Below are 22,495 nucleotides of genomic sequence, written 5' to 3'. Positions count from 1 at the left end.
CAGGTGTTGAACGCCGCACGCATCGAACTGCTCAGCCCGCGGCTGGCGAACCAGATCGCCGCCGGCGAGGTGGTCGAGCGCCCGGCTTCGGTGATCAAGGAGTTGCTGGAAAACAGTCTCGACTCCGGTGCCAAGCGCATCGATGTCGATGTCGAGCAGGGCGGCGTCAAGCTGCTGCGGGTGCGTGACGATGGCAGCGGCATTTCCGCCGACGACCTGCCGCTGGCGCTGGCCCGTCACGCCACCAGCAAGATTCGCAATCTCGAAGATCTGGAGCAGGTGATGAGCCTGGGCTTCCGTGGTGAGGCACTGGCGTCGATCAGCTCCGTGGCGCGCCTGACCCTGACCTCGCGCACCCGCGATGCTGATCAGGCCTGGCAGGTCGAAACCGAAGGTCGCGACATGGCGCCTCGGGTGCAGCCGGCGGCGCATCCGGTCGGTACCTCGGTGGAAGTGCGCGACCTGTTTTTCAATACGCCGGCGCGGCGCAAGTTTCTCAAGACCGAAAAAACCGAATTCGATCACCTGCAAGAAGTGATCAAGCGTCTGGCGCTGGCGCGTTTCGACGTGGCCTTCCATCTGCGCCACAACGGCAAGACCATCCTTAGCCTGCACGAGGCCCACGATGATGCGGCCCGCGCCCGGCGTGTGGCGGCGATCTGCGGTTCGGGCTTCCTTGAGCAGGCGCTGCCGATCGAGATCGAGCGCAATGGTCTGCACTTGTGGGGCTGGGTCGGGTTGCCGACCTTCAACCGCAGTCAGGCGGACTTGCAGTATTTCTTCGTGAACGGTCGTGCGGTGCGCGACAAGCTGGTGGCCCACGCGGTGCGCCAGGCTTATCGCGATGTGCTGTTCAATGGCCGTCATCCGACCTTCGCGCTGTTTTTCGAGGTCGATCCGGCTGCGGTGGACGTCAACGTGCACCCGACCAAGCACGAAGTGCGCTTCCGTGACGGGCGCATGGTGCATGACTTCCTTTACGGCACATTGCACCGCGCGTTGGGCGATGTGCGTCCGGAAGATCAACTGGCCGGCTCTGTCACCACAGCCGTGGTGCGTCCAACCGGTATCGAGGCCGGCGAGTTCGGCCCGCAGGGCGAAATGCGTCTGGCGGCCAACGCGCTGCTGGAACAGCCGCAGGCGCAACCGGCGTTCAATACTTCGTCGGGCGCCAGCGCTGGCGGCGCTTATCAGTATCAGTACACGCCGCGTCCGCAGTCGGCTGTGCCGGCCGCCGAGGCACAAGCTGCTTACCGCGAGTTCTTCGCACCGTTGCCGGAAGCGAATGCCAACGCGCTGCCAGCCGGCCAGGAAGACATTCCGCCGCTCGGTTACGCGCTGGCGCAGCTCAAGGGCATCTACATTCTCTCCGAGAATGCTCAGGGGCTGGTGCTGGTGGACATGCATGCCGCGCACGAGCGGATCATGTACGAACGCCTGAAAATCGCCATGGCCAGCGAAGGTCTCAGCGGTCAGCCGCTGTTGGTGCCGGAGTCGCTGGCGGTCAGTCAGCGAGAGGCCGATTGCGCTGAAGAACACGCTGCATGGTTCCAGAAACTGGGCTTCGAGCTGCAGCGTCTGGGCCCGGAAACATTGGCAATCCGCCAGATTCCGGCGCTGCTCAAGCAGGCCGAGGCCAATCGTCTGGTGGGTGACGTGCTGTCGGACCTGATGGAATACGGCACCAGCGACCGGATTCAGGCGCACCTGAACGAACTGCTCGGCACCATGGCCTGCCACGGCGCGATCCGTGCCAACCGGCGCCTGGCCCTGCCGGAAATGAACGGCCTGCTGCGCGACATGGAAAACACCGAGCGCAGCGGTCAATGCAACCATGGCCGACCGACCTGGACCCAGCTGGGCCTGGACGATCTGGACAAACTGTTCCTGCGCGGTCGTTGATGAGCCAGCTTCCTCCAGCGATTTTTCTGATGGGCCCGACCGCTGCGGGCAAGACCGACCTGGCCATCGAGCTGACCAAGGTGCTGCCGTGCGAGCTGATCAGCGTCGACTCGGCGCTGGTCTATCGCGGCATGGACATCGGCACCGCCAAGCCATCGAAAGAACTGCTGGCCGAGTTTCCGCACCGGTTGATCGACATTCTTGATCCGGCCGAGGCCTATTCGGCTGCGGATTTCCGCCGCGATGCCCTGCAAGCCATGGCTGAAATCACCGCACGCGGGAAAATTCCGCTGCTGGTTGGCGGCACCATGCTCTATTACAAGGCGTTGGTTGATGGCCTGGCGGACATGCCGGCGGCGGATCCCGAGGTCCGTGCGCAGATCGAAGAAGAGGCTGCACGCCTTGGCTGGCAAGCCCTGCACGATCAACTGGCGAGCATCGATCCGGTGTCGGCGGCACGCATTCATCCGAACGATCCGCAGCGCCTGAGTCGGGCGCTGGAGGTTTATCGGGTCAGCGGTCAGAGCATGACTGCCCTGCGTCAGCAACAATCTGCGCAAAGTACTGAAGCAGCCGCTTCGGGACGGCAACAATTGCCCTATACTGTCGCGAACTTGGCCATTGCTCCGGCAAATCGCCAGGTACTGCATGAGCGCATTAAACAAAGATTCACAAATATGCTGGAACAGGGGTTCATCGACGAGGTCGTAGCCCTGCGTAAAAGAAGTGACCTGCATTCCGGGTTGCCGTCTATACGTGCGGTAGGCTACCGCCAAGTCTGGGACTACCTGGATGGCAAGCTGTCGTTAGCTGAAATGCAGGAACGCGGCATCATTGCCACGCGTCAATTGGCCAAGCGCCAGTTCACCTGGCTGCGCAGCTGGGAAGAACTGCACTGGCTGGACAGTCTTGATTGCGACAATCTGCCACGCGCCTTGAAATACCTTGGGACCATCTCCATATTGAGCTGAGTCCTTGCAATTGCCGTCTATCCTTGGGGGTGTGGCGGCCAAAGCCATCTGAATTACCTATTTTTATTATTGAATCCTTAAAGGAGTGCGGCACATGTCAAAAGGGCATTCGCTACAAGACCCTTACTTGAATACTTTACGTAAAGAGAAAGTTGGGGTTTCCATCTACCTGGTCAACGGTATCAAACTGCAAGGCACGATCGAGTCGTTCGACCAGTTCGTTATCCTGCTGAAAAACACCGTCAGCCAGATGGTTTACAAACACGCTATCTCGACAGTCGTGCCAGTACGTCCAATTCGTCTGCCTAGCGCAACCGAATCCGATGCGGGTGACGCTGAGCCAGGTAACGCCTGATAGGAGTCTCCTTTGTTCTTTGAGCGCCACGGTGGTGGTGAGCGAGTCATCCTCGTTCACTTGGAAGGTCAGGACCCTGAGGCGCGCGAAGATCCGCAGGAGTTTCAGGAATTGGCTAATTCGGCGGGCGCCGAGACCGTTGCGTTTTTTAACGTACCGCGTCATCGGCCAACCGCCAAATTCCTGATTGGCAGCGGCAAGGTCGAGGAATTACGCGACCTGGTCCATGCCGAAAAGGCCGATCTGGTGATTTTCAATCACATTCTCACGCCCAGTCAGGAACGTAACCTCGAACGTGTTTTCGAGTGTCGCGTGATCGACCGTACCGGCCTGATTCTCGATATCTTCGCTCAGCGCGCCCGTACCCATGAAGGCAAGCTCCAGGTAGAACTGGCCCAGCTTGATCACATGAGCACCCGCCTGGTTCGCGGCTGGACTCACCTTGAGCGTCAGGGTGGCGGTATCGGCATGCGTGGCCCGGGTGAAACCCAGCTCGAAACCGACCGGCGTCTGCTGCGGGTTCGTCTGCGTCAGATCAAGGGTCGTCTGGAAAAAGTGCGCAGCCAGCGCGAGCAATCGCGTCGCGGCCGTTCCCGTGCGGATATCCCTACCGTGTCTCTGGTGGGCTATACCAACGCCGGCAAATCCACGCTGTTCAATAACGTGACCAAATCCGAGGTGTACGCGGCCGACCAGTTGTTCGCCACCCTCGACCCGACCCTGCGCCGTCTGGAACTGGACGACCTGGGGCCGATCGTTCTGGCTGACACGGTAGGGTTCATTCGGCACTTGCCGCACAAGCTGGTCGAGGCATTTCGGTCTACGCTCGAAGAGTCGAGCAATTCCGACCTGCTGTTGCACGTGATCGATGCGGCCGAACCGGATCGCATGTTGCAGATCGAGCAGGTGATGGTGGTACTGGGCGAGATCGGAGCCCAGGACTTGCCGATCCTCGAGGTATACAACAAACTCGATTTGCTTGAAGGCGTTGAGCCACAGATCCAGCGCGATGCCGATGGCAAACCGCAGCGGGTCTGGCTGTCGGCGCGCGATGGCACGGGGCTGGAATTGCTTGAGCAAGCCATTGCCGAGTTGCTGGGCAGTGATTTGTTTGTGGGGACATTGCGCTTGCCGCAACGGTTCGCTCGACTGCGTGCGCAGTTCTTCGAACTCGGTGCGGTACAGAAAGAAGAGCATGACGAAGAAGGCATCTGCCTGCTGGCCGTTCGTTTGCCCCGGGTCGAGTTGAATCGACTGGTAAGCCGCGAAGGATTGCAGCCGATGGAATTCATCGAGCAACACACTTTGCAATAAAAGCCTGGCAAAGCGGTTGTGCCGCAACGGCAGGCATTCTGTAGCATTGGTCGGCGCGCCGTGGGTGCGTCTTTGCTTTATCAGATGGAGAGCGCTATGGCTTGGAATGAGCCGGGTGGCAACTCGAATAATCAGGATCCTTGGGGTGGCAAGCGCCGCAATAACGGCGACCGCAAGGGGCCACCGGATCTCGACGAGGCCTTCCGAAAGCTGCAGGAAAGCCTGAACGGGTTGTTCGGTGGTGGTAAGAAACGCGGTGGTGATGACGGCGGTGGTTCGGGCAGGAGTGGTGGCGGCTTCGGCGGTCTGCTCGGCATCGGCCTCGTGGTGCTGGCGGCTGTCTGGCTGTACAGCGCGGTCTATGTGGTCGACGAGCAGGAGCAAGCCGTGGTGCTGCGCTTCGGCAAGTACTACGAGACCGTCGGCCCCGGCCTGAACATCTACTTCCCGCCGATCGACAAGAAGTACATGGAAAACGTCACGCGTGAGCGTGCCTACACCAAGCAGGGCCAGATGCTGACTGAAGACGAGAACATCGTCGAAGTGCCGCTGACCGTGCAGTACAAGATCAGCAACCTGCAGGACTTCGTGCTGAACGTCGATCAGCCGGAAATCAGTCTGCAGCATGCGACCGACAGCGCCCTGCGCCACGTGGTGGGTTCGACCGCCATGGATCAGGTGCTGACCGAAGGTCGTGAATTGATGGCCAGCGAAATCAAGGAGCGTCTGCAACGTTTCCTCGATACCTATCGCACCGGTATCACCGTCACCCAGGTCAACGTACAGAGCGCAGCGGCACCGCGTGAAGTGCAGGAAGCCTTCGACGACGTGATCCGCGCCCGTGAAGACGAGCAGCGTTCGCGCAACCAGGCGGAAACCTACGCCAACGGCGTCGTGCCGGAAGCCCGTGGTCAGGCCCAGCGTATCCTCGAGGATGCCAACGGTTACCGCGACGAAACGGTTTCGCGCGCCAAGGGTGAGGCGGATCGCTTTACCAAACTGGTCGCCGAGTATCGCAAGGCCCCTGAAGTCACCCGCCAGCGTCTGTACCTGGACACCATGCAGGAAGTCTTCAGCAATACCAGCAAGGTACTCGTGACCGGCAACAAGAACGGCCAGAGCAACCTGCTTTACCTGCCGTTGGACAAAATGATCCAGAACAGTTCGGGCAGCAATGCACCGGTTACCGGTTCGGCTGCCGCCAGCAACAACACGGACGTCGCGCCGCATGTCACTGACCTGCCGCAGACACGTACAAGGGAGACCCGCTGATGAGCAATAAATCGCTGATCGCCCTGATCGTTGGCGTTGTCGTGGTGCTGGTGGGCTGGAACTGCTTCTATATCGTGGCTCAGACCGAGCGCGCGGTGCTGCTGCAATTCGGTCGTGTGGTTCAGGCCGATGTCCAGCCGGGCCTGCATGTGAAAGTGCCTTACGTTAACCAGGTGCGTAAATTCGACGCACGTCTGATGACGCTGGATGCACCGACACAGCGCTTCCTGACCCTGGAAAAGAAAGCCGTGATGGTCGATGCCTACGCCAAGTGGCGCGTGAAAGATGCCGAGCGCTTCTACACCGCGACTTCCGGCCTCAAGCAGATCGCCGACGAGCGTCTGTCCCGTCGTCTGGAATCCGGTCTGCGTGACCAGTTCGGCAAGCGCACCCTGCACGAAGTGGTGTCGGGTGAGCGTGATGCGCTGATGGCTGACATAACCGCGTCGCTGAACAAGATGGCGGAAAAAGAGCTGGGTATCGAAGTCGTCGATGTCCGGGTCAAGGCCATCGATCTGCCGAAAGAAGTGAACCGCAGCGTGTTCGAACGTATGAGCACCGAGCGTGAGCGTGAAGCTCGCGAGCACCGCGCCAAGGGTAACGAGCTGGCCGAAGGCATCCGTGCCGACGCCGATCGTCAACGCCGCGTGCTGCTGGCTGAAGCCTATCGTGAGTCCGAAGAGATTCGCGGTGATGGCGATGCCCAGGCCGCTGCGATCTACTCCAAGGCCTACGGCCAGGATCAGGAGTTCTACGGTTTCTACCGTAGCCTGCGTGCCTACCGTGAAAGCTTCGCGAACAAATCCGACGTCATGGTTCTCGACCCAAGCAGCGACTTCTTCCGTTACCTGGAAAAGTCCAAGCCTTGATACGACGTTGACCTGAATCATTCCGCCCGGCGGCTAAAACCTCGGGCGGGGTGATCCTTTGGGAAAACGTGTGTATGATGCGGCAGCCGGGAAATTCCCGGCTTTTTTGCGTCTGCACGTTTGATTGCTGTTTTTTGTTGCAGGCATCGGGTTGAATGGCCCGAGCGTTTTTCGAGGAAAGTGATGGGCGAAGCCGGTAACAGGCCTTTCGCCGCGTCGTTCATGCGCGTGCGTTTTGAACGGATCGGTCATTTTCTGCTTCACTCAAGGCTCGCCCGCAGGCTGGCCGCCCGGATCAAAGGGGAATGGCGTAATGGCAACGGTAGACCGCTGGCTGCTGCCAGATGGCATCGAAGAAGTACTGCCACCGGAAGCGGCGCGCATTGAAGTCGCGCGTCGTCAGGTGTTGGATCTGTTCCAGAGCTGGGGTTACGAGTTTGTCGTGACTCCCCATATCGAGTACCTGGAATCCCTGCTGACCGGTGCGGGCCAGGACCTGGATCTGCGTACCTTCAAGGTCATCGACCCGCAGTCGGGTCGGCAGATGGGGTTCCGTGCCGACATCACGCCGCAAGTGGCGCGCATCGATGCGCACACCCTGCGTCGCGAAGGTCCGAGCCGTCTGTGCTACGCCGGCAGCGTGCTGCATGCCCAGCCGCGTGCACTGTCGTCCTCGCGCAGCCCGATCCAGTTGGGTGCCGAGCTCTACGGCGATGCCAGCCCGAGCAGCGACGTTGAAGTGATCAGCCTGATGCTGGCCATGCTGCAACTGGCCGATGTGCCGGATGTGCACATGGACCTTGGCCATGTCGGCATCTACCGTGGTCTGGCGCGTGCCGCCGGTCTGTCCGGTGAAGTCGAGCAGCAGTTGTTCGATGCGTTGCAACGCAAGGCCATCGACGAGGTCATTACCTTGACCGAAGGCCTGCCGGCCGATCTGTCCGGCATGCTGCGGGCGCTGGTCGATCTGTGTGGCGGCCGTGAAGTACTGAGTGCGGCCCGTGAGCGTCTGGCCAATGCACCGGCGCCGGTTCTGGCGGCGCTGGAAGATTTGCTGGAGATCGCCGATCGTCTGGCGACGCGTTTCCCGGAGTTGCCGCTGTACTTCGACCTGGGCGAGCTGCGCGGCTACCACTACCACACGGGTGTGGTGTTCGCGGTGTTTGTCCCGGGCGTGGGCCAGTCCATCGCTCAGGGCGGTCGTTACGACGACATCGGCGCCGACTTCGGTCGTGCCCGTCCGGCGACCGGCTTCTCTACCGATTTGAAAACCCTGGTGACCCTGGGGCGTGCTGAGATCGAGCTACCGTCTGGCGGTATCTGGATGCCTGACAGTACGGATGCGGCACTCTGGCAGCAGGTTTGCCAGTTGCGCAGTGAGGGTCAGCGTGTCGTTCAGGCATTGCCTGGACAACCTTTGGCCGCCGCCCGTGATGCGGACTGCGACCGGCAATTGATTCAGCAGAACGGGCTTTGGCAAGTATCGCCACTGGCTTCTTGAGTTTTCCTGCCGGCCATCGCCGGCACCAAGTTTGCGCGAATGAGGACAAGTGTTATGGGTAAGAATGTCGTAGTCCTGGGCACCCAATGGGGTGATGAGGGCAAAGGCAAGATCGTTGATCTGCTGACCGAACATGCTGCCGCCGTAGTGCGCTACCAAGGTGGCCACAACGCTGGCCACACCCTGGTGATCGACGGCGAGAAAACCGTCTTGCACCTGATCCCGTCGGGCGTGCTGCGCGAAGGCGTGCAGTGCCTGATCGGCAACGGCGTGGTGGTTGCACCTGACGCCCTGCTGCGTGAGATCACCAAGCTGGAAGAGAAAGGCGTACCGGTGCGCGAGCGCCTGCGTATCAGCCCGTCCTGCCCGCTGATTCTGTCCTTCCACGTGGCGCTGGACCAGGCCCGTGAAAAAGCCCGCGGCGAGCTGAAGATCGGTACCACCGGTCGCGGCATCGGCCCGGCTTACGAAGACAAGGTTGCCCGTCGTGGTCTGCGCGTGGGCGATCTGCTGAACATGCCGCGTTTCGAAGACAAGCTGCGTGAGCTGGTGGATTACCACAACTTCATGCTGGTCGGTTACTACAAGGAGCCGGCCATCGAGTTCGAAAAGACCTTGGCCGAGTGCAAGGAATACGCCGAGCTGCTCAAGCCGCTGATGCTCGACGTGACTGCCGAGCTGCACGACCTGCGTCGCGCCGGCAAAGACATCATGTTCGAAGGCGCTCAGGGTTCGTTGCTCGACATCGACCACGGTACCTACCCGTACGTGACCAGTTCCAACACCACCGCAGGTGGCGTGGCGACCGGTTCGGGCGTTGGCCCGATGTTCCTCGACTACATCCTGGGCATCACCAAGGCTTACACCACTCGCGTCGGTTCGGGTCCATTCCCGACTGAGCTGTTCGACGACGTGGGTGCGCACTTGGCCAAGCAAGGTCACGAGTTCGGCGCTACCACCGGCCGTGCCCGTCGTTGCGGCTGGTTCGACGCCGTCATCCTGCGTCGCGCGATCGATGTGAACAGCATCTCGGGCATCTGCCTGACCAAGCTGGACGTACTCGACGGTCTGGAAACCATCAACATCTGCACCGGCTACAAGGACGCGCAAGGCAATGCCGTGGCGCCGACCGACGCTGACAGCTACGTGGGCCTGCAGCCTGTGTACGAAGAAGTGCCGGGCTGGACCGAATCGACCGTGGGTGCCAAAACCCTGGAAGAGCTGCCAGCTAACGCTCGTGCCTACATCAAACGCGTTGAAGAGCTGATCGGCGCGCCGATCGACATTATTTCGACGGGCCCGGATCGCAACGAAACCATCGTTCTGCGTCATCCGTTCGCTTGATAAGTCGTTGATGTAAAAAACAAAGGCCCCTTAATCGGGGCCTTTGTCGTTTATGCCTGTTGGACGGCATGACCTTTGCTGTAAATCTTCCTACAAGAGTGCCATCAAATTAATGGCGTCAGAAGTAGAGGGATTCACAGTGTCGGCCGTTCTCTCACTGTTACAAAGCCGTTTGTTGCGGCCCGTGTTCGTTACCCTTGGTATCGCCCTTTTGGTGCAAGTGCTGGTGGCAGTCGCCCTGACACGAAGCACGGTCACGGCGCTGGAAGCCGATCTCGGCACTCGTCTGGGCGCTGACAGCCAAAAGCTCTCCGGCGAGCTAGAGCAGGCCGGGCGTGAAGTCACCTCAAGCCTCGATAACCTTTCCTCAAGTACCCGGCAGCGTCTGACCGCCGGCCTGTCTTCCCGTCTGAAGGAGGAGCAGGCGCAACTGCGTACGACACTGGAAAAAGATCTCAAGGACTCGGCCAATGACATGGCTCAGTTGCTCGCCTCGGTGGCGCCGCGCGCCATGTGGGACAGCGACGTGCCGACCCTGTCCGAATTTGCTCGTCGCGCCCAGCGCAATCCCAACGTGTTGTTCGTGGTTTACGACGATGCCACCGGTCAACACCTGACGCGTTACCTCAACCGCGAAAATCCGATCAACAAGGCCTTGCTGGAAAAAGGCCAGGGCGAGCGCGCGCTGGACAAGGTGCTGGACGCGGCGAAAAACGATCCGTCGGTCTACTACCTCGAAGCCTCGATCAACCCTAACGGCGTGGAAATCGGCAAAGTGCTGATGGGCGTCTCGACCGCGTCGGTGGAAACCGATCTGGCGGCGCTCGACCAGCGCTTCTCGGCGCTGATCGCCAGCAGTGATCAACTGGTGGGCGACAGCCTCAAGGGCGCCGCCGCCGACAGCGCGACGGCAATGCAGGCGCGCCTGCAGTCGGCGCAATCCACCGCTGCCGAAATGAAAGCCAATACCACCAGCACGGTACAGGACGCCGCTGCGACCTTGCGCTGGCGGATCGGCATGGGTCTGGCGCTGGTCGGCTGTGGCGTGCTGCTGTTGCTGGCGGTGGTGCTGGGGCACCGGGTGGTCAATCGCTTGAAGATGCTCAATGCGGCGATGGACGATCTGGCGGCAGGCGAGGGCGACCTGACTAAGCGCGTGCAGATCAACAGCAAGGACGAAATCGGCGACATGGCCTCGGCGGTCAATCGCTTTGTGGATAAGTTGCAGCCGATCGTGCGCGAGGCGGGCGACGTGGCCCAGCGTACCGGTGTGGAAATCGGCGCCATGACCCTGCGCAATGCCGGTGCCGACGCAGCGGCCGGGATGCAGCGTGACGAAGTGGCGGAAAGCCTGCGCGCGCTGTCGCAAATGGCTGACGAGGCGCAATCGGAAAGCCATGCCATGCAGGCGGCGTTGAAGCAGGTGGTGGATATTCGCCAGGCCACCGATGAAAACACTCGTACCTCGGCGAAAGTCGGCAGCCTGATCGAGGCGCTGGCAGGGCAGGTTGATACCGGGGCGAAAGTCATCGAGCGACTGGCGCAGCAGAGCGAACAGATCGAAGTGGTGCTGACGGTGATTCACGGCATCGCCGAGCAGACCAACCTGTTGGCCCTGAATGCGGCGATCGAAGCGGCGCGGGCCGGTGAGACCGGCCGCGGTTTTGCCGTGGTCGCGGACGAGGTGCGCGCGCTGGCGAGCAAGACGCAAAGCTCGACCGGTGACATTCAGGCGCACATCGTCGCGTTGCAGCAGGGCGCGCGTGAGGCGGTCGAAGCGATCGGCCAGGCGGGGCGTCAGGCCAGCGAAGGTTTGCTGGTGTTACGCGACAGCGCACGGTTGCAGCAGTCAGTGCAGGCCTCGGTCGAGCAGGTGCATGCGGCGATCGGTCTGGCAACGCAGGCAGCGGCGCATCAGGCGCAGGGCGCGCAGGCAGTGCGTGGGCGGGTCGAAACGATTCATGCCCAGGCCGAGAAAGCGGCGCAGGCGGTGGTGGAAACCACGGCCAGTGGCAAGGTGCTGGATGGGCTGGCGGCGCAGCTGAAGGCCAGTCTGGGACAGTTCAGGGCCTGATGTTTCCCCCTTCGCGAGCAGGCCAGCTCCCGCATTCGATCGCATTCCTCTGGTGGGACTCGGTCAAACTGTGGGAGCGGGCTTGCTCGCGAAGGCGATTTCAGCGGCTCAGATACATCCGCGTCGTCAGCAGATACACCGGCAACCCCGACACCACAATCAACAACGCCGCATAAGGCGCTGCCGCCGCGAACTCGACATTTGCCGTATGCGCCCAGACCTCGGTCGCCAGCGTGTTCAGCCCGGTCGGACTGAGCAGCAGCGTCGCCGTCAATTCCTTCATCGCATCCAGAAACACCAGCGCAAACGCCGCACCCAGTGCCGGGAAGATGATCGGCAGGGTCACCCGGCAAAACGCGGTGAATGACGATGCCCCCAACGTGCGTGCCGCTTCCTCCAGCTGCGGCGCAGCCTTGTTCAGTGCCGTGCGAATCGGCGCCTGTGCCAATGGCAGGAACAGCAGCGCATAAGCGATTAGCAGCAATGTCGAGGTCTGGTACAGCGCCGGCACGTAGTGCAGGGCGAAATACACCAGCGTCAGCGCGATTACCAGGCCCGGCAAGGCGTGGAGCAGATACGGCAAGCGTTCGGCCCAGATCGCCAGTTGGCCCTTGTAACGCACCACCAGCAACCCGACCGGCACCGCCAGCAGCAGGCACAGCGCTGCGCCACCCAGCGACAAGGCCAGCGAAGACAGCAGGGCTTCGGTGATCGCCGCGACCGGGAACGCTGCCGATGAGCCCACCGCCAGCCAGTACGCGAGCATTCCCAGCGGAATCCCGCTACCGACAATCGCCAGCAACAGGCAATAGAACTGACCGGCAACCGCCCACGGTCCCAACCGCACTTGCTCGGCTCGACGCGCTGCACCCTGGCCGGTGCGCACATGGCGCCCTTTACCGCGCACCCGCAGCTCCAGCCACAGCAGCATCAGACACAGCGTGAGCAGCACCGCCGAAAGCATCGCCGCATTGGCGTTGCTGAATTCCAGTTCGAATTGCTGGTAGATGGCGGTGGTGAAGGTTTGCAGGCCGATGATCGACAGCGCGCCGAACTCGACCAGCATGTGCAGGGCAATCAGCAGCGAGCCAGCCAGCAGCGACGGCCAGAGCAGCGGCAGGGTGACGCGGAAAAACACGCCCCAGCGATTCTGTCCCAAGGTGCGAGCCGATTCTTCAAGGGACGGATCGAGGTTGCGCAGGGTCGCCGCGACCGGCAGAAAGATCAGCGGATACTTCGACAGGCTCATCACCAGAATCGCCCCGCCGAGGCCTTCGAACTGCGCGCTCAACGACACCCAGGTGAAGCTGCTGACGAACGCCGGCACCGCGAACGGCAAGCACAGAACCACCCCCCACAGGCGACGTCCCGGTAGATTGCTGCGCTCCAGCAGCCACGCCAGTGACAGGCCGATCACGCCGCAAGTCAGCGTTACGCCGACCATCAACGCCAGGGTGTTGCGCAGCAGACCGAATACGTAAGGGCGCCACAACAGGTGCAGCGCTTCGGCCCAGCCGGCCTGCCAGGCTTTCAGGCCGACATAGGCCAGAGGCAACAGGCTCATGATCACCAGCAATAAGACCGGCAGCACCAGCCAGATCGACGGGCGCTTGCGTCGTGGTACGTAACCCCCGCGCGCGGCGGGGGTGGATAACGATGCGGCCATCAGTTCAGGCCAACTTCACGTTCCAGCTCCAGCGCTTCTTCGGCGTTGCCCAGGTCGGCCGGGGTCACGTTCGGGGCTTCTAATTCGCTGAACGGCTTGAGCCCGCGATCCGATTCCATACCTTTGTGCAGCGGGTATTCGGCGGTGGTCTGAGTGATCACGCGCTGGCCTTCCTCACTGGCCATGTAGGCAAGGAATTGCTGGGCTTCTTTTGGATGTTTGCTGGATTTCAGCACGGCAGCACTGGATACGGTGATCAGTCCGCCGACGTCGCCGCCGGTGAAGTAATGCAGTTTCGAGTCGAGTTTGCCTTTCTCACGCTGCAGGGCGAACCAGTAGTAGTTGTTCACCAGCACCGTAGCGACTTCGCCGTTTTCCACGGCTTTGAGGGCGACCATGTTGTTGCTGTAGGTCTTGCCGAAAGCGCGCAGGCCGGTCAGCCATTCTTCGGCGGCGTCGCGACCGTGCATCTTGATGATCGCCACGGCTTGTTCCTGGAATGCGCCGCTGGTTGGTACGAAACCGACTTTGCCTTGCCATTTCGGATCGGAGAATTCCATCACCGACTTCGGCAGGTCTTTCTCATCGACCAGTTTCGGGTTGTAGGCAACCACGCGAACCCGCGCGGTGACACCGATCCAGGTGCCGTTGCCGGCTACGTATTGCTTGGGCAGCACGGCCAGCGTGGCGTCGTCAGTCTTGGCCAGCAGGCCTTGCTCGCCGAGGTTGTTCAGCGGAGGAGATTCTTCGGTGTAAATCACGTCGGCGGGGGAGCGGTCGCCTTCTTCGATGACCTGGCTGGCGAGCTGGTTGCTGCTGCCCTTGCGTACGTTGACGTGAATGCCGGTCTTGGCCTCGAAAGCCTTGGCGATCGCATCGCCGACTTCCTTGTGTTGACCGTTGTAGAGCGTCAGGGAAACCGCATCGGCTGCCTGGGTGAGGGGAGTGGCGAGTGCCAGGCCGAGCAGGGTGAAGGTCAAGCCGCGGCGCAGGGTATTTCGAAACATCATTCGCAGGGTTCCTCACTGTCGCATTGCAAAAACTTGCAACAATGATAAACGATATTGTTTCTCAAGTGCGCCTTGCGACGAGGGCGGAGGTTTGCTAGAGCATGATCTGGTGATCATGTGTGGCGAGGGGGCTTGCTCCCGCTCGGCTGCGTAGCGTTCGTTAATCCTGAGAGAGGGAATGACTGATGTAAAAGCGAGGAATGCTGCGCATCCCAGCGGGAGCAAGCTCCCTCGCCACACAGGCTTGCGGGTTTTCAAACGCCAGAAACGCAAAAACCCGCTTTCGCGGGTTTTCGGGAAACTCAACGTCGTAACCTTGAGTTTGAATTGGTGCCCAGAAGAAGACTCGAACTTCCACGACCGTAAGGTCACCAGCACCTGAAGCTGGCGTGTCTACCAATTTCACCATCTGGGCATTCATCGCGAGCGTTGCCGCTGTTGATGTGGCGCACTATACGGAGCGCTTTTTGATCTGTAAACCCCTGATTTAATTTTAATTAATCAGTTTTAACAAATCCGTTGCTTAGAATGCAAAAAACCCGCTTTCGCGGGTTTTGTGTGAGCCTTGAAACTGATCTAGTCTCAAACTCGAAATTGGTGCCCAGGAGAAGACTCGAACTTCCACGACCGTAAGGTCACCAGCACCTGAAGCTGGCGTGTCTACCAATTTCACCACCTGGGCATCTCGTCAACGTGTGTACGTCGTCGATGGCGCGCACTATACGGAGCGCCTTTTTAACTGTAAACCCCTGTCAGCAAAAAAAAATGAATTTTTTTACCAGCGGTGTTCAAAAGGGCTTTCAGGCGTCGATACAAGGCTCCAGAAGGGCCTTATATAGTCGGAAATTTCCCGTTTGATGGCGCCTATGCCAAACTAACCCGCATATAGACAAGGTGAAAACTCTCTAATGGCCGATTGGCAGTCCCTCGATCCCGAGGCCGCTCGTGAAGCGGAAAAATATGAAAACCCTATTCCCAGCCGCGAACTGATCCTGGCGCATCTCGCCGATCGGGGTTCGCCTGCTGCCCGCGAGCAACTGGTCGAAGAGTTTGGTCTGACCACAGAAGACCAGATCGAAGCCCTGCGCCGCCGCCTGCGCGCCATGGAGCGCGACGCTCAATTGATCTACACCCGCCGTGGCACCTATGCGCCGGTGGACAAGCTCGACCTGATCCTCGGCCGCATCAGCGGTCACCGTGACGGTTTCGGCTTCCTGGTGCCGGACGACGGCAGCGATGACCTGTTCATGAGCCCGGCGCAGATGCGTCTGGTGTTCGATGGCGATCGTGCGCTGGCCCGCGTTTCGGGTCTTGACCGTCGTGGCCGCCGTGAAGGCGTGATCGTCGAAGTGGTGTCCCGTGCCCACGAAACGATCGTCGGTCGCTACTTCGAAGAGGGCGGTATCGGTTTTGTCGTTGCCGACAATCCGAAGATCCAGCAGGAAGTGCTGGTTACGCCAGGCCGCAACGCCAACGCGCAGATCGGTCAGTTCGTCGAGGTGAAAATCACCCACTGGCCGACGCCGCGCTTCCAGCCGCAAGGCGATGTGGTCGAAGTGGTCGGCAACTACATGGCGCCGGGCATGGAAATCGATGTCGCGCTGCGTACCTACGACATTCCGCATGTCTGGCCTGAAGCGGTACTCAAAGAAGCCGCCAAGCTCAAGCCGGAAGTCGAAGAAAAAGACAAAGAGAAGCGTGTCGACCTGCGCCATCTGCCGTTCGTCACCATCGACGGCGAAGATGCCCGCGACTTCGACGACGCGGTCTACTGCGAAGCCAAACCGGGCAAGTTGCGCCTGTTCTCCGGCGGCTGGAAGTTGTACGTGGCGATTGCCGACGTTTCCAGCTACGTGAAGATCGGTTCGGCGCTGGACAACGAAGCCCAGGTACGCGGCAACTCGGTGTATTTCCCCGAGCGCGTGGTGCCGATGCTGCCTGAACAGCTGTCCAACGGCCTGTGCTCGCTGAACCCGCACGTCGATCGTCTGGCCATGGTTTGCGAGATGACCATCTCCAAGTCCGGCGAAATGACCGACTACTGCTTCTATGAAGCGGTGATCCATTCCCACGCCCGTCTGACCTACAACAAGGTCAGCGCGATGCTGGAAACCCCGAAAGCCACCGAAGCGCGCAAGCTTCGCGGCGAATACACCGACGTGGTGCCGCACCTCAAGCAGCTCTATGCGCTGTACAAAGTGTTGCTGGCTGCCCGTCACGTGCGTGGCGCGATCGATTTCGAAACCCAGGAAACCCGGATCATCTTCGGTTCCGAGCGCAAAATTGCCGAAATCCGTCCTACCACCCGCAACGATGCGCACAAGCTGATCGAGGAATGCATGCTGGCGGCCAACGTGGCCACCGCCGAATTCCTCAAGAAGCACGAAATCCCCGCGCTGTACCGTGTCCACGACGGCCCGCCACCGGAGCGTCTGGAAAAACTGCGCGCGTTCCTCGGCGAGCTCGGCCTGTCCCTGCACAAAGGCAAGGATGGCCCGTCGCCAAAGGACTATCAGGCCCTGTTGGCGAGCATCAAGGACCGTCCGGATTTCCATCTGATCCAGACCGTGATGCTGCGCTCCCTGAGCCAGGCGGTGTACAGCGCCCAGAACGAAGGCCACTTCGGCCTGAATTACGAAGCCTATACCCACTTCACCTCGCCGATCCGTCGTTACCCGGACCTGCTCACGCACCGCGCCATCCGCAGCGTGATCCATTCGAAACAGGACACTCCGCACGTTCGTCGTGCCGGGGCGATGACCATTCCGAAGGCGCGCATCTATCCGTACGACGAAGCGGCGCTGGAGCAACTCGGCGAGCAGTGCTCGATGAGCGAGCGCCGTGCCGACGAAGCCACCCGCGATGTGGTGAACTGGCTCAAGTGCGAGTTCATGAAAGATCGCGTGGGCGAATCGTTCCCGGGGGTGATCACCGCCGTGACCGGTTTTGGTCTGTTCGTCGAGCTGACCGATATCTACGTCGAAGGCTTGGTGCACGTCACCGCGCTGCCAGGCGATTACTACCACTTCGACCCTGTGCATCACCGCCTGGCGGGCGAGCGCACCGGTCGCAGCTTCCGTCTCGGCGATACCGTTGAAGTGCGCGTGATGCGCGTCGATCTCGACGAGCGCAAGATCGACTTCGAGATGGCCGAAAAAACCATCAGCGCACCGATTGGTCGCAAGAAACGTGGCGCCGATACCGCAGCGCCTGCGAGCAAGGCTGTGGAAGACAAGGCTCCGGCCAAAACCGCTAGCCGTCGTCCGGCCAAGGAAAAAGCTGTCGAGGCCTATCGCCCGAGCGATGCCGTGGCGAAAAATGCCGAGCTGCGCAAAAGCCGTGAATTGAAGAAGGCCTTGCTGGCCGAAGCCAAAAGCGGTGGTAAAGCGGCGTCTGGGGGAAAGACCGGACGGTCGGCGCCTGAGAAGGCCGTCGGCGGCAAGCCAGCCAAACCGAGCAAACACCGTAAAGGCCCGCCAAAAGCGGGTTCGGCTCCAGCCAAAAGTGGCGGGTCGCGTAAACCGAAGGCGAAGTCATGAGTCAGTTGGAAAAAATCTACGGCGTTCACGCGGTAGAAGCGTTGTTGCGTCACCACCCGAAACGCGTCAAGCAGATCTGGCTGGCCGAAAGCCGCAACGATCCGCGCGTGCAGACCCTGATCGAACTGGCCAACGAAAATCGTGTGCAGATCGGTCAGGCCGAGCGCCGCGAAATGGACGCCTGGGTTGAAGGCGTGCACCAGGGCGTGGTGGCGGACGTCAGTCCGAGCCAGGTCTGGGGCGAGGCGATGCTCGATGAGCTGCTCGACCGTACCGAAGGCGCACCGCTGTTGCTGGTGCTCGACGGCGTGACCGACCCGCACAACCTCGGCGCCTGCCTGCGTTCGGCGGATGCTGCCGGCGCGCTGGCGGTGATCGTGCCCAAGGACAAGTCGGCAACCCTGACGCCGGTGGTGCGTAAAGTGGCCTGCGGCGCGGCGGAAGTGATTCCGCTGGTGGCGGTGACCAACCTGGCGCGCACTCTGGAAAAGCTTCAGCAGCGCGGTCTGTGGGTGGTCGGCACGGCGGGTGAGGCCGAGGTCAGCATTTATGACCAGGACCTGACCGGCCCGACCATCCTGATCATGGGCGCCGAAGGCAAAGGCATGCGTCGCCTGACTCGCGAGCACTGCGACTATCTGGTGAACTTGCCGATGGCCGGTAGCGTCAGCAGCCTCAACGTGTCCGTGGCGACCGGTGTGTGCCTGTTCGAAGCACAGCGTCAACGCGGTGCCAAGGCCAAGGCTGCAGCCAAGAAATAAGGCTGTACGCAAACAAACTGTGGGAGCGGGCTTGCTCGCGAAAGCGGTGTGTCAGACAACAATAATGTTGCCTGATGAAACGCATTCGCGAGCAAGCCCGCTCCCACAGTGTTTTGTGCGAAGGCAAAGAAATGGTGATTGTTCAAATAATCACCAATTGCCTTGCACCTCCGCAGTCCCTTCTCTACAATTGCGCCCCTTGCTGTGACGGCAGGCACGCATGTGCCCCGTGCCAGCAAGTCCATAAGTGTCATTCACTCCTTGTCTGACCGTTTTTGAGCGGCAGGCTACAACCCGTAAGGAGCATTCATGCGTCATTACGAAATCATCTTTCTGGTCCACCCTGACCAGAGCGAGCAAGTCGGCGGCATGGTTGAGCGTTACACCAAGCTGATCGAAGAAGACGGCGGCAAAATCCACCGTCTGGAAGACTGGGGCCGTCGTCAACTGGCCTACGCAATCAACAATGTTCACAAGGCTCACTACGTGATGCTGAACGTTGAGTGCACTGGCAAGGCCCTGGCCGAGCTGGAAGACAACTTCCGCTACAACGATGCTGTGATCCGTAACCTGGTCATCCGTCGCGACGAAGCCGTTACCGGCCAGTCCGAGATGCTCAAGGCTGAAGAAAACCGCAGTGAGCGCCGTGAGCGTCGCGACCGTCCTGAGCACTCCGACGCTGATGGCGTTGAGGGTGATGACAGCGACAACAGCGATAACGCTGACGAGTAATCCACGGACCTTTTAAGGAGCCTATCAAATGGCACGTTTCTTCCGTCGTCGTAAATTCTGCCGCTTCACCGCTGAAGACGTGAAAGAGATCGATTACAAAGATCTCAACACTCTGAAAGCCTACGTATCCGAGACCGGCAAAATCGTTCCAAGCCGCATCACCGGTACCAAAGCTCGTTATCAGCGTCAGCTGGCCACCGCTATCAAGCGCGCCCGCTTCCTGGCCCTGCTGGCCTACACCGACAGCCACGGCCGCTGAGACCGGGCAGTCGACAAGTAGCAAAGGATTGAATGCATGCGTGCCTTAGCTGAGTTCATCATGCGAGGCCGTATGCAGGCCACTCTCGTGGTGGCCGGATGTGCAACATTGCCGTTGTTGTATTGGTTGGGTGCTGCCGCCGGGAGCCTGGTGCTTCTGCGGCGCGGACTGACGGACGCCCTGGGTGTTCTGTCTCTGGGGCTGCTGCCGGCTTTGGTCTGGTGGCTGTATGCCGATGATCCACGGGCACTTCTGGTGCTGCTGGGGTCTTCGGGGCTTGCGTTGGTGTTGCGCGCAAGCGAGTCCTGGGTTCGCACGCTGCTGGTCAGCGTAGTGATTGGAGTGGTGTTTTCAGTGGTGCTCGGGGCAGCGTTTGCGGCCCAGATCGAGATGCTCGCGCAGGCCTTGATAAAGGTCATGCCGGCGCTTCTTGGTGAAACCTACAAGCAATTGTCGGTCGATGAGCAAGCGCGCTTCGCGTCCCTGATTGCACCAGTCCTGACCGGACTGATTGCGGCTCTGTTGCAGATCGTCAGCGTGCTGAGCCTGATTGTCGGGCGGCATTGGCAGGCGTTGTTGTACAACCCGGGTGGTTTTGGTCGCGAGTTTCGCGCCATCCGGATCCCGCTGGGGCCGGCGATGTTGCTGCTGGCGTTGATGCTTCTGGGCCCGAATCTCGGTGCACAGATGGCCATGTTGACGCCGTTGTGCAGTGTACCGCTGGTGTTCGCCGGACTCGCCCTGATTCACGGGCTGGTCGGGCAGAAGCGACTGGCCGGTTTCTGGCTGGTGGGGTTGTACGTCACGCTGCTGTTGTTCATGCAGCTGCTCTATCCGTTGCTCGTGGTTCTGGCCATTGTCGACAGCCTGATTGATTTTCGCGGTCGTCACGTGTCGAAAGACACCGATAACGCGAACGGTGAAGGTTAAAAGTTAAGAGGATTTCCACATGCAACTGATCCTTCTGGAAAAAATCGCCAACCTGGGCAACCTGGGCGACAAAGTAAACGTTAAGGCCGGTTACGGCCGTAACTACCTGCTGCCTTTCGGCAAGGCTACCGCTGCGACCGCTGCCAACCTGGCTGCGTTCGAAGAGCGTCGTGCCGAGCTGGAAAAAGCCGCCGCAGACCGTAAAGCATCGGCTGAAAGCCGTGCTGCCCAACTGGCCGAGCTGGAAGTGACCATCACTGCCACCGCTGGCGACGAAGGCAAGCTGTTCGGTTCGATCGGTACTCACGACATCGCTGACGCACTGACCGCTTCCGGCGTTGAAGTGCAGAAGAGCGAAGTTCGTCTGCCGAACGGCACCATCCGCAACGTGGGTGAATTCGACGTGGCTGTGCACCTGCACGCCGAAGTTGAAGCCACCGTACGCGTTGTCGTGGTAGCAGCTTAAGCAATACTTGTCGGCTGGCACCCTCGGGTGCTTGCCGGTAACATCGGGCACGATCCTGTTTACAGGTCGTGCCCTTTGTCTTTCTGGTACTCCCGTTTTCAAACCTGACTCCAAGTGGCCATGAACGAAATCACCGCTCCCGAGCAATACGATCTGCAAACCGCTGCCCTGAAGGTGCCGCCGCATTCCATCGAGGCCGAACAGGCCGTACTCGGTGGTCTGATGCTGGACAACAACGCCTGGGAACGCGTGCTCGATCAAGTCTCCGACGGCGATTTCTACCGACATGACCACCGTCTGATCTTCCGTGCGATCGCCAAATTGGCCGATCAGAACATGCCGATCGACGTCGTGACCCTTGCCGAGCAACTGGACAAGGAAGGTCAGACGTCCCAGGTCGGCGGCCTCGGTTACCTCGGCGAGCTGGCGAAAAACACGCCGTCCGTCGCCAACATCAAAGCCTATGCGCAGATCGTTCGCCAGCGCGCGACGTTGCGCCAGCTGATCGGTATCAGCACCGAAATTGCCGACGCCGCCTTCAACCCTGAAGGCCGTACAGCCGAAGAGATCCTCGACGAAGCCGAACGGCAGATCTTCCAGATCGCCGAGGCGCGGCCGAAGACCGGCGGCCCGGTGGGGGTCAACGAACTGTTGACCAAGGCCATCGATCGCATCGACACCCTGTTCAACACTGCCGACGCGATTACCGGTCTTTCCACCGGATATACCGACCTCGACGAGAAGACCAGTGGCCTGCAGCCGTCCGACCTGATCATCGTCGCCGGCCGTCCGTCGATGGGTAAAACCACCTTCGCCATGAACCTGGTGGAAAACGCCGTACTGCGCAGCGACAAGGCGGTGCTGGTGTACTCCCTCGAGATGCCAGGCGAATCGCTGATCATGCGTATGCTCTCGTCCCTCGGACGTATCGACCAGACCAAGGTGCGTTCCGGTCAGCTCGAAGACGACGACTGGCCGCGCCTGACCTCGGCGGTCAACCTGCTCAATGATCGCAAACTGTTCATCGACGATACCGCCGGCATCAGCCCGTCGGAAATGCGTGCGCGGACCCGGCGTCTGGTGCGCGAGCACGGCGACATCGGCCTGATCATGATCGACTACCTGCAGTTGATGCAGATTCCCGGCTCCAGCGGTGACAACCGGACCAACGAGATTTCCGAGATTTCGCGATCCCTGAAAGCCCTGGCCAAGGAATTCAACTGCCCGGTGGTGGCGCTGTCGCAGCTCAACCGCTCCCTGGAACAACGTCCCAACAAGCGCCCGGTAAACTCCGACTTGCGGGAATCCGGAGCGATCGAGCAGGACGCCGACGTCATCATGTTCGTGTACCGGGACGAGGTGTATCACCCGGAAACCGAGCACAAGGGCATCGCCGAAATCATCATCGGCAAGCAGCGGAACGGCCCGATCGGCTTTATCCGCTTGGCCTTTATCGGTAAGTACACCCGCTTCGAAAACCTCGCGCCGGGCAGTTACAACTTCGACGACGACGAGTAAATGCTTCATCGT

Annotated in this window: 18 protein-coding genes and 2 tRNA genes; 16 read left to right on the top strand and 4 right to left on the bottom strand. The window is 60.5% G+C overall.

Translation table 11 applies throughout. The features are described 5' to 3' along the window. The first annotated feature begins 3 nt into the window (after positions 1 to 3). The 9 genes from mutL (at position 4) to J1G18_RS04375 (ending at position 11,602) form a co-directional block, all read left to right on the top strand. Positions 4 to 1,902, top strand: a complete 1,899-nt coding sequence (gene mutL, locus J1G18_RS04415; protein ID WP_171061819.1) for a DNA mismatch repair endonuclease MutL — start codon at positions 4 to 6, stop codon at positions 1,900 to 1,902. Next, positions 1,902 to 2,873 (top strand): tRNA (adenosine(37)-N6)-dimethylallyltransferase MiaA, encoded by a 972-nt coding sequence (gene miaA, locus J1G18_RS04410; RefSeq protein ID WP_096794765.1) that lies wholly within the window; start codon positions 1,902 to 1,904, stop codon positions 2,871 to 2,873. The genes mutL and miaA overlap by 1 nt, the downstream gene beginning before the upstream one ends. A gap of 94 nt (positions 2,874 to 2,967) precedes the next feature. After that, entirely contained in the window at positions 2,968 to 3,228 is a 261-nt protein-coding gene (gene hfq, locus J1G18_RS04405; protein ID WP_003221112.1) for an RNA chaperone Hfq, read from the top strand. A gap of 12 nt (positions 3,229 to 3,240) precedes the next feature. Beyond that, positions 3,241 to 4,542, top strand: a complete 1,302-nt coding sequence (hflX, locus tag J1G18_RS04400) for a ribosome rescue GTPase HflX (RefSeq protein WP_003221114.1) — start codon at positions 3,241 to 3,243, stop codon at positions 4,540 to 4,542. A 96-nt stretch (positions 4,543 to 4,638) separates the two neighbouring features. Beyond that, positions 4,639 to 5,814, top strand: coding sequence for an FtsH protease activity modulator HflK (gene hflK / locus J1G18_RS04395; RefSeq protein WP_007967435.1), 1,176 nt, complete (start codon positions 4,639 to 4,641; stop codon positions 5,812 to 5,814). Continuing rightward, complete coding sequence (gene hflC, locus J1G18_RS04390; protein WP_027611416.1) at positions 5,814 to 6,683, top strand: protease modulator HflC; 870 nt, start codon at positions 5,814 to 5,816, stop codon at positions 6,681 to 6,683. Before hflK ends, hflC begins: the two co-directional genes overlap by 1 nt. Positions 6,684 to 6,996: 313 nt before the next feature. Next, the gene (locus J1G18_RS04385; RefSeq protein ID WP_047600701.1) at positions 6,997 to 8,184 is read left to right on the top strand and encodes an ATP phosphoribosyltransferase regulatory subunit; all 1,188 of its coding nucleotides are present in this window, start codon (positions 6,997 to 6,999) and stop codon (positions 8,182 to 8,184) included. A gap of 54 nt (positions 8,185 to 8,238) precedes the next feature. After that, positions 8,239 to 9,528, top strand: coding sequence for an adenylosuccinate synthase (locus J1G18_RS04380; protein ID WP_003221122.1), 1,290 nt, complete (start codon positions 8,239 to 8,241; stop codon positions 9,526 to 9,528). Positions 9,529 to 9,667: 139 nt separating this feature from the next. Next, entirely contained in the window at positions 9,668 to 11,602 is a 1,935-nt protein-coding gene (locus tag J1G18_RS04375; RefSeq protein WP_098966935.1) for a methyl-accepting chemotaxis protein, read from the top strand. 100 nt (positions 11,603 to 11,702) lie between these two features. Here the strand turns inward: J1G18_RS04375 and J1G18_RS04370 are convergent, their stop codons facing one another. The 4 genes from J1G18_RS04370 to J1G18_RS04355 form a co-directional block, all read right to left on the bottom strand. Continuing rightward, positions 11,703 to 13,268, bottom strand: coding sequence for an ABC transporter permease (locus J1G18_RS04370; RefSeq protein ID WP_135294836.1), 1,566 nt, complete (start codon positions 13,266 to 13,268; stop codon positions 11,703 to 11,705). After that, positions 13,268 to 14,278, bottom strand: coding sequence for an extracellular solute-binding protein (locus tag J1G18_RS04365; RefSeq protein WP_098966939.1), 1,011 nt, complete (start codon positions 14,276 to 14,278; stop codon positions 13,268 to 13,270). The genes J1G18_RS04370 and J1G18_RS04365 overlap by 1 nt, the downstream gene beginning before the upstream one ends. Before the next feature lie 328 nt (positions 14,279 to 14,606). Beyond that, positions 14,607 to 14,693 (bottom strand) — tRNA-Leu (locus J1G18_RS04360). A 180-nt stretch (positions 14,694 to 14,873) separates the two neighbouring features. Then, a tRNA-Leu gene (locus J1G18_RS04355) sits at positions 14,874 to 14,960 on the bottom strand. A 226-nt stretch (positions 14,961 to 15,186) separates the two neighbouring features. Here J1G18_RS04355 and rnr point away from each other — a divergent pair. The 7 genes from rnr (at position 15,187) to dnaB (ending at position 22,483) form a co-directional block, all read left to right on the top strand. After that, a complete protein-coding gene (rnr, locus tag J1G18_RS04350) occupies positions 15,187 to 17,817 on the top strand; it encodes a ribonuclease R (protein WP_027611420.1) in 2,631 nt (876 codons plus the stop codon). Next, a complete protein-coding gene (gene rlmB, locus J1G18_RS04345; protein ID WP_003221131.1) occupies positions 17,814 to 18,578 on the top strand; it encodes a 23S rRNA (guanosine(2251)-2'-O)-methyltransferase RlmB in 765 nt (254 codons plus the stop codon). Before rnr ends, rlmB begins: the two co-directional genes overlap by 4 nt. A gap of 309 nt (positions 18,579 to 18,887) precedes the next feature. Beyond that, on the top strand, positions 18,888 to 19,310 hold the full coding sequence (gene rpsF, locus J1G18_RS04340; protein ID WP_003221133.1) for a 30S ribosomal protein S6: 423 nt from the start codon (positions 18,888 to 18,890) through the stop codon (positions 19,308 to 19,310). A gap of 28 nt (positions 19,311 to 19,338) precedes the next feature. Further along, positions 19,339 to 19,569: a 30S ribosomal protein S18 gene (rpsR, locus tag J1G18_RS04335; RefSeq protein WP_002551829.1), complete on the top strand. Its 231-nt coding sequence runs from the start codon at positions 19,339 to 19,341 to the stop codon at positions 19,567 to 19,569. Between the two features lie 36 nt (positions 19,570 to 19,605). Further along, the gene (locus tag J1G18_RS04330) at positions 19,606 to 20,499 is read left to right on the top strand and encodes a hypothetical protein (RefSeq protein WP_027611422.1); all 894 of its coding nucleotides are present in this window, start codon (positions 19,606 to 19,608) and stop codon (positions 20,497 to 20,499) included. A gap of 19 nt (positions 20,500 to 20,518) precedes the next feature. Continuing rightward, positions 20,519 to 20,965, top strand: a complete 447-nt coding sequence (gene rplI / locus J1G18_RS04325; protein WP_003221136.1) for a 50S ribosomal protein L9 — start codon at positions 20,519 to 20,521, stop codon at positions 20,963 to 20,965. Positions 20,966 to 21,085: 120 nt separating this feature from the next. Further along, on the top strand, positions 21,086 to 22,483 hold the full coding sequence (dnaB, locus tag J1G18_RS04320) for a replicative DNA helicase (RefSeq protein ID WP_003221138.1): 1,398 nt from the start codon (positions 21,086 to 21,088) through the stop codon (positions 22,481 to 22,483). Positions 22,484 to 22,495: the final 12 nt, after the last annotated feature.

Source organism: Pseudomonas sp. MIS38 (genome assembly GCF_019891575.1).
Lineage (GTDB): Bacteria > Pseudomonadota > Gammaproteobacteria > Pseudomonadales > Pseudomonadaceae > Aquipseudomonas > Aquipseudomonas putida_A.
Note: the sequence above shows the minus strand (reverse complement) of the source record. Positions and strands in the feature narration are given on the sequence as shown.

Bases quoted from the DNA above. Each gene is read 5' to 3' on its own strand.
- dnaB (WP_003221138.1), top strand. From the start codon at position 21,086: ATGAACGAAATCACCGCTCCCGAGCAATACGATCTGCAAACCGCTGCC.
- rnr (WP_027611420.1), top strand. From the start codon at position 15,187: ATGGCCGATTGGCAGTCCCTCGATCCCGAGGCCGCTCGTGAAGCGGAA.
- rplI (WP_003221136.1), top strand. From the start codon at position 20,519: ATGCAACTGATCCTTCTGGAAAAAATCGCCAACCTGGGCAACCTGGGC.
- rlmB (WP_003221131.1), top strand. From the start codon at position 17,814: ATGAGTCAGTTGGAAAAAATCTACGGCGTTCACGCGGTAGAAGCGTTG.
- J1G18_RS04365 (WP_098966939.1), bottom strand. From the start codon at position 14,278: ATGATGTTTCGAAATACCCTGCGCCGCGGCTTGACCTTCACCCTGCTC.
- J1G18_RS04330 (WP_027611422.1), top strand. From the start codon at position 19,606: ATGCGTGCCTTAGCTGAGTTCATCATGCGAGGCCGTATGCAGGCCACT.
- rpsF (WP_003221133.1), top strand. From the start codon at position 18,888: ATGCGTCATTACGAAATCATCTTTCTGGTCCACCCTGACCAGAGCGAG.
- rpsR (WP_002551829.1), top strand. From the start codon at position 19,339: ATGGCACGTTTCTTCCGTCGTCGTAAATTCTGCCGCTTCACCGCTGAA.
- hflK (WP_007967435.1), top strand. From the start codon at position 4,639: ATGGCTTGGAATGAGCCGGGTGGCAACTCGAATAATCAGGATCCTTGG.
- hflC (WP_027611416.1), top strand. From the start codon at position 5,814: ATGAGCAATAAATCGCTGATCGCCCTGATCGTTGGCGTTGTCGTGGTG.
- hfq (WP_003221112.1), top strand. From the start codon at position 2,968: ATGTCAAAAGGGCATTCGCTACAAGACCCTTACTTGAATACTTTACGT.
- miaA (WP_096794765.1), top strand. From the start codon at position 1,902: ATGAGCCAGCTTCCTCCAGCGATTTTTCTGATGGGCCCGACCGCTGCG.
- J1G18_RS04380 (WP_003221122.1), top strand. From the start codon at position 8,239: ATGGGTAAGAATGTCGTAGTCCTGGGCACCCAATGGGGTGATGAGGGC.
- J1G18_RS04385 (WP_047600701.1), top strand. From the start codon at position 6,997: ATGGCAACGGTAGACCGCTGGCTGCTGCCAGATGGCATCGAAGAAGTA.
- J1G18_RS04370 (WP_135294836.1), bottom strand. From the start codon at position 13,268: ATGGCCGCATCGTTATCCACCCCCGCCGCGCGCGGGGGTTACGTACCA.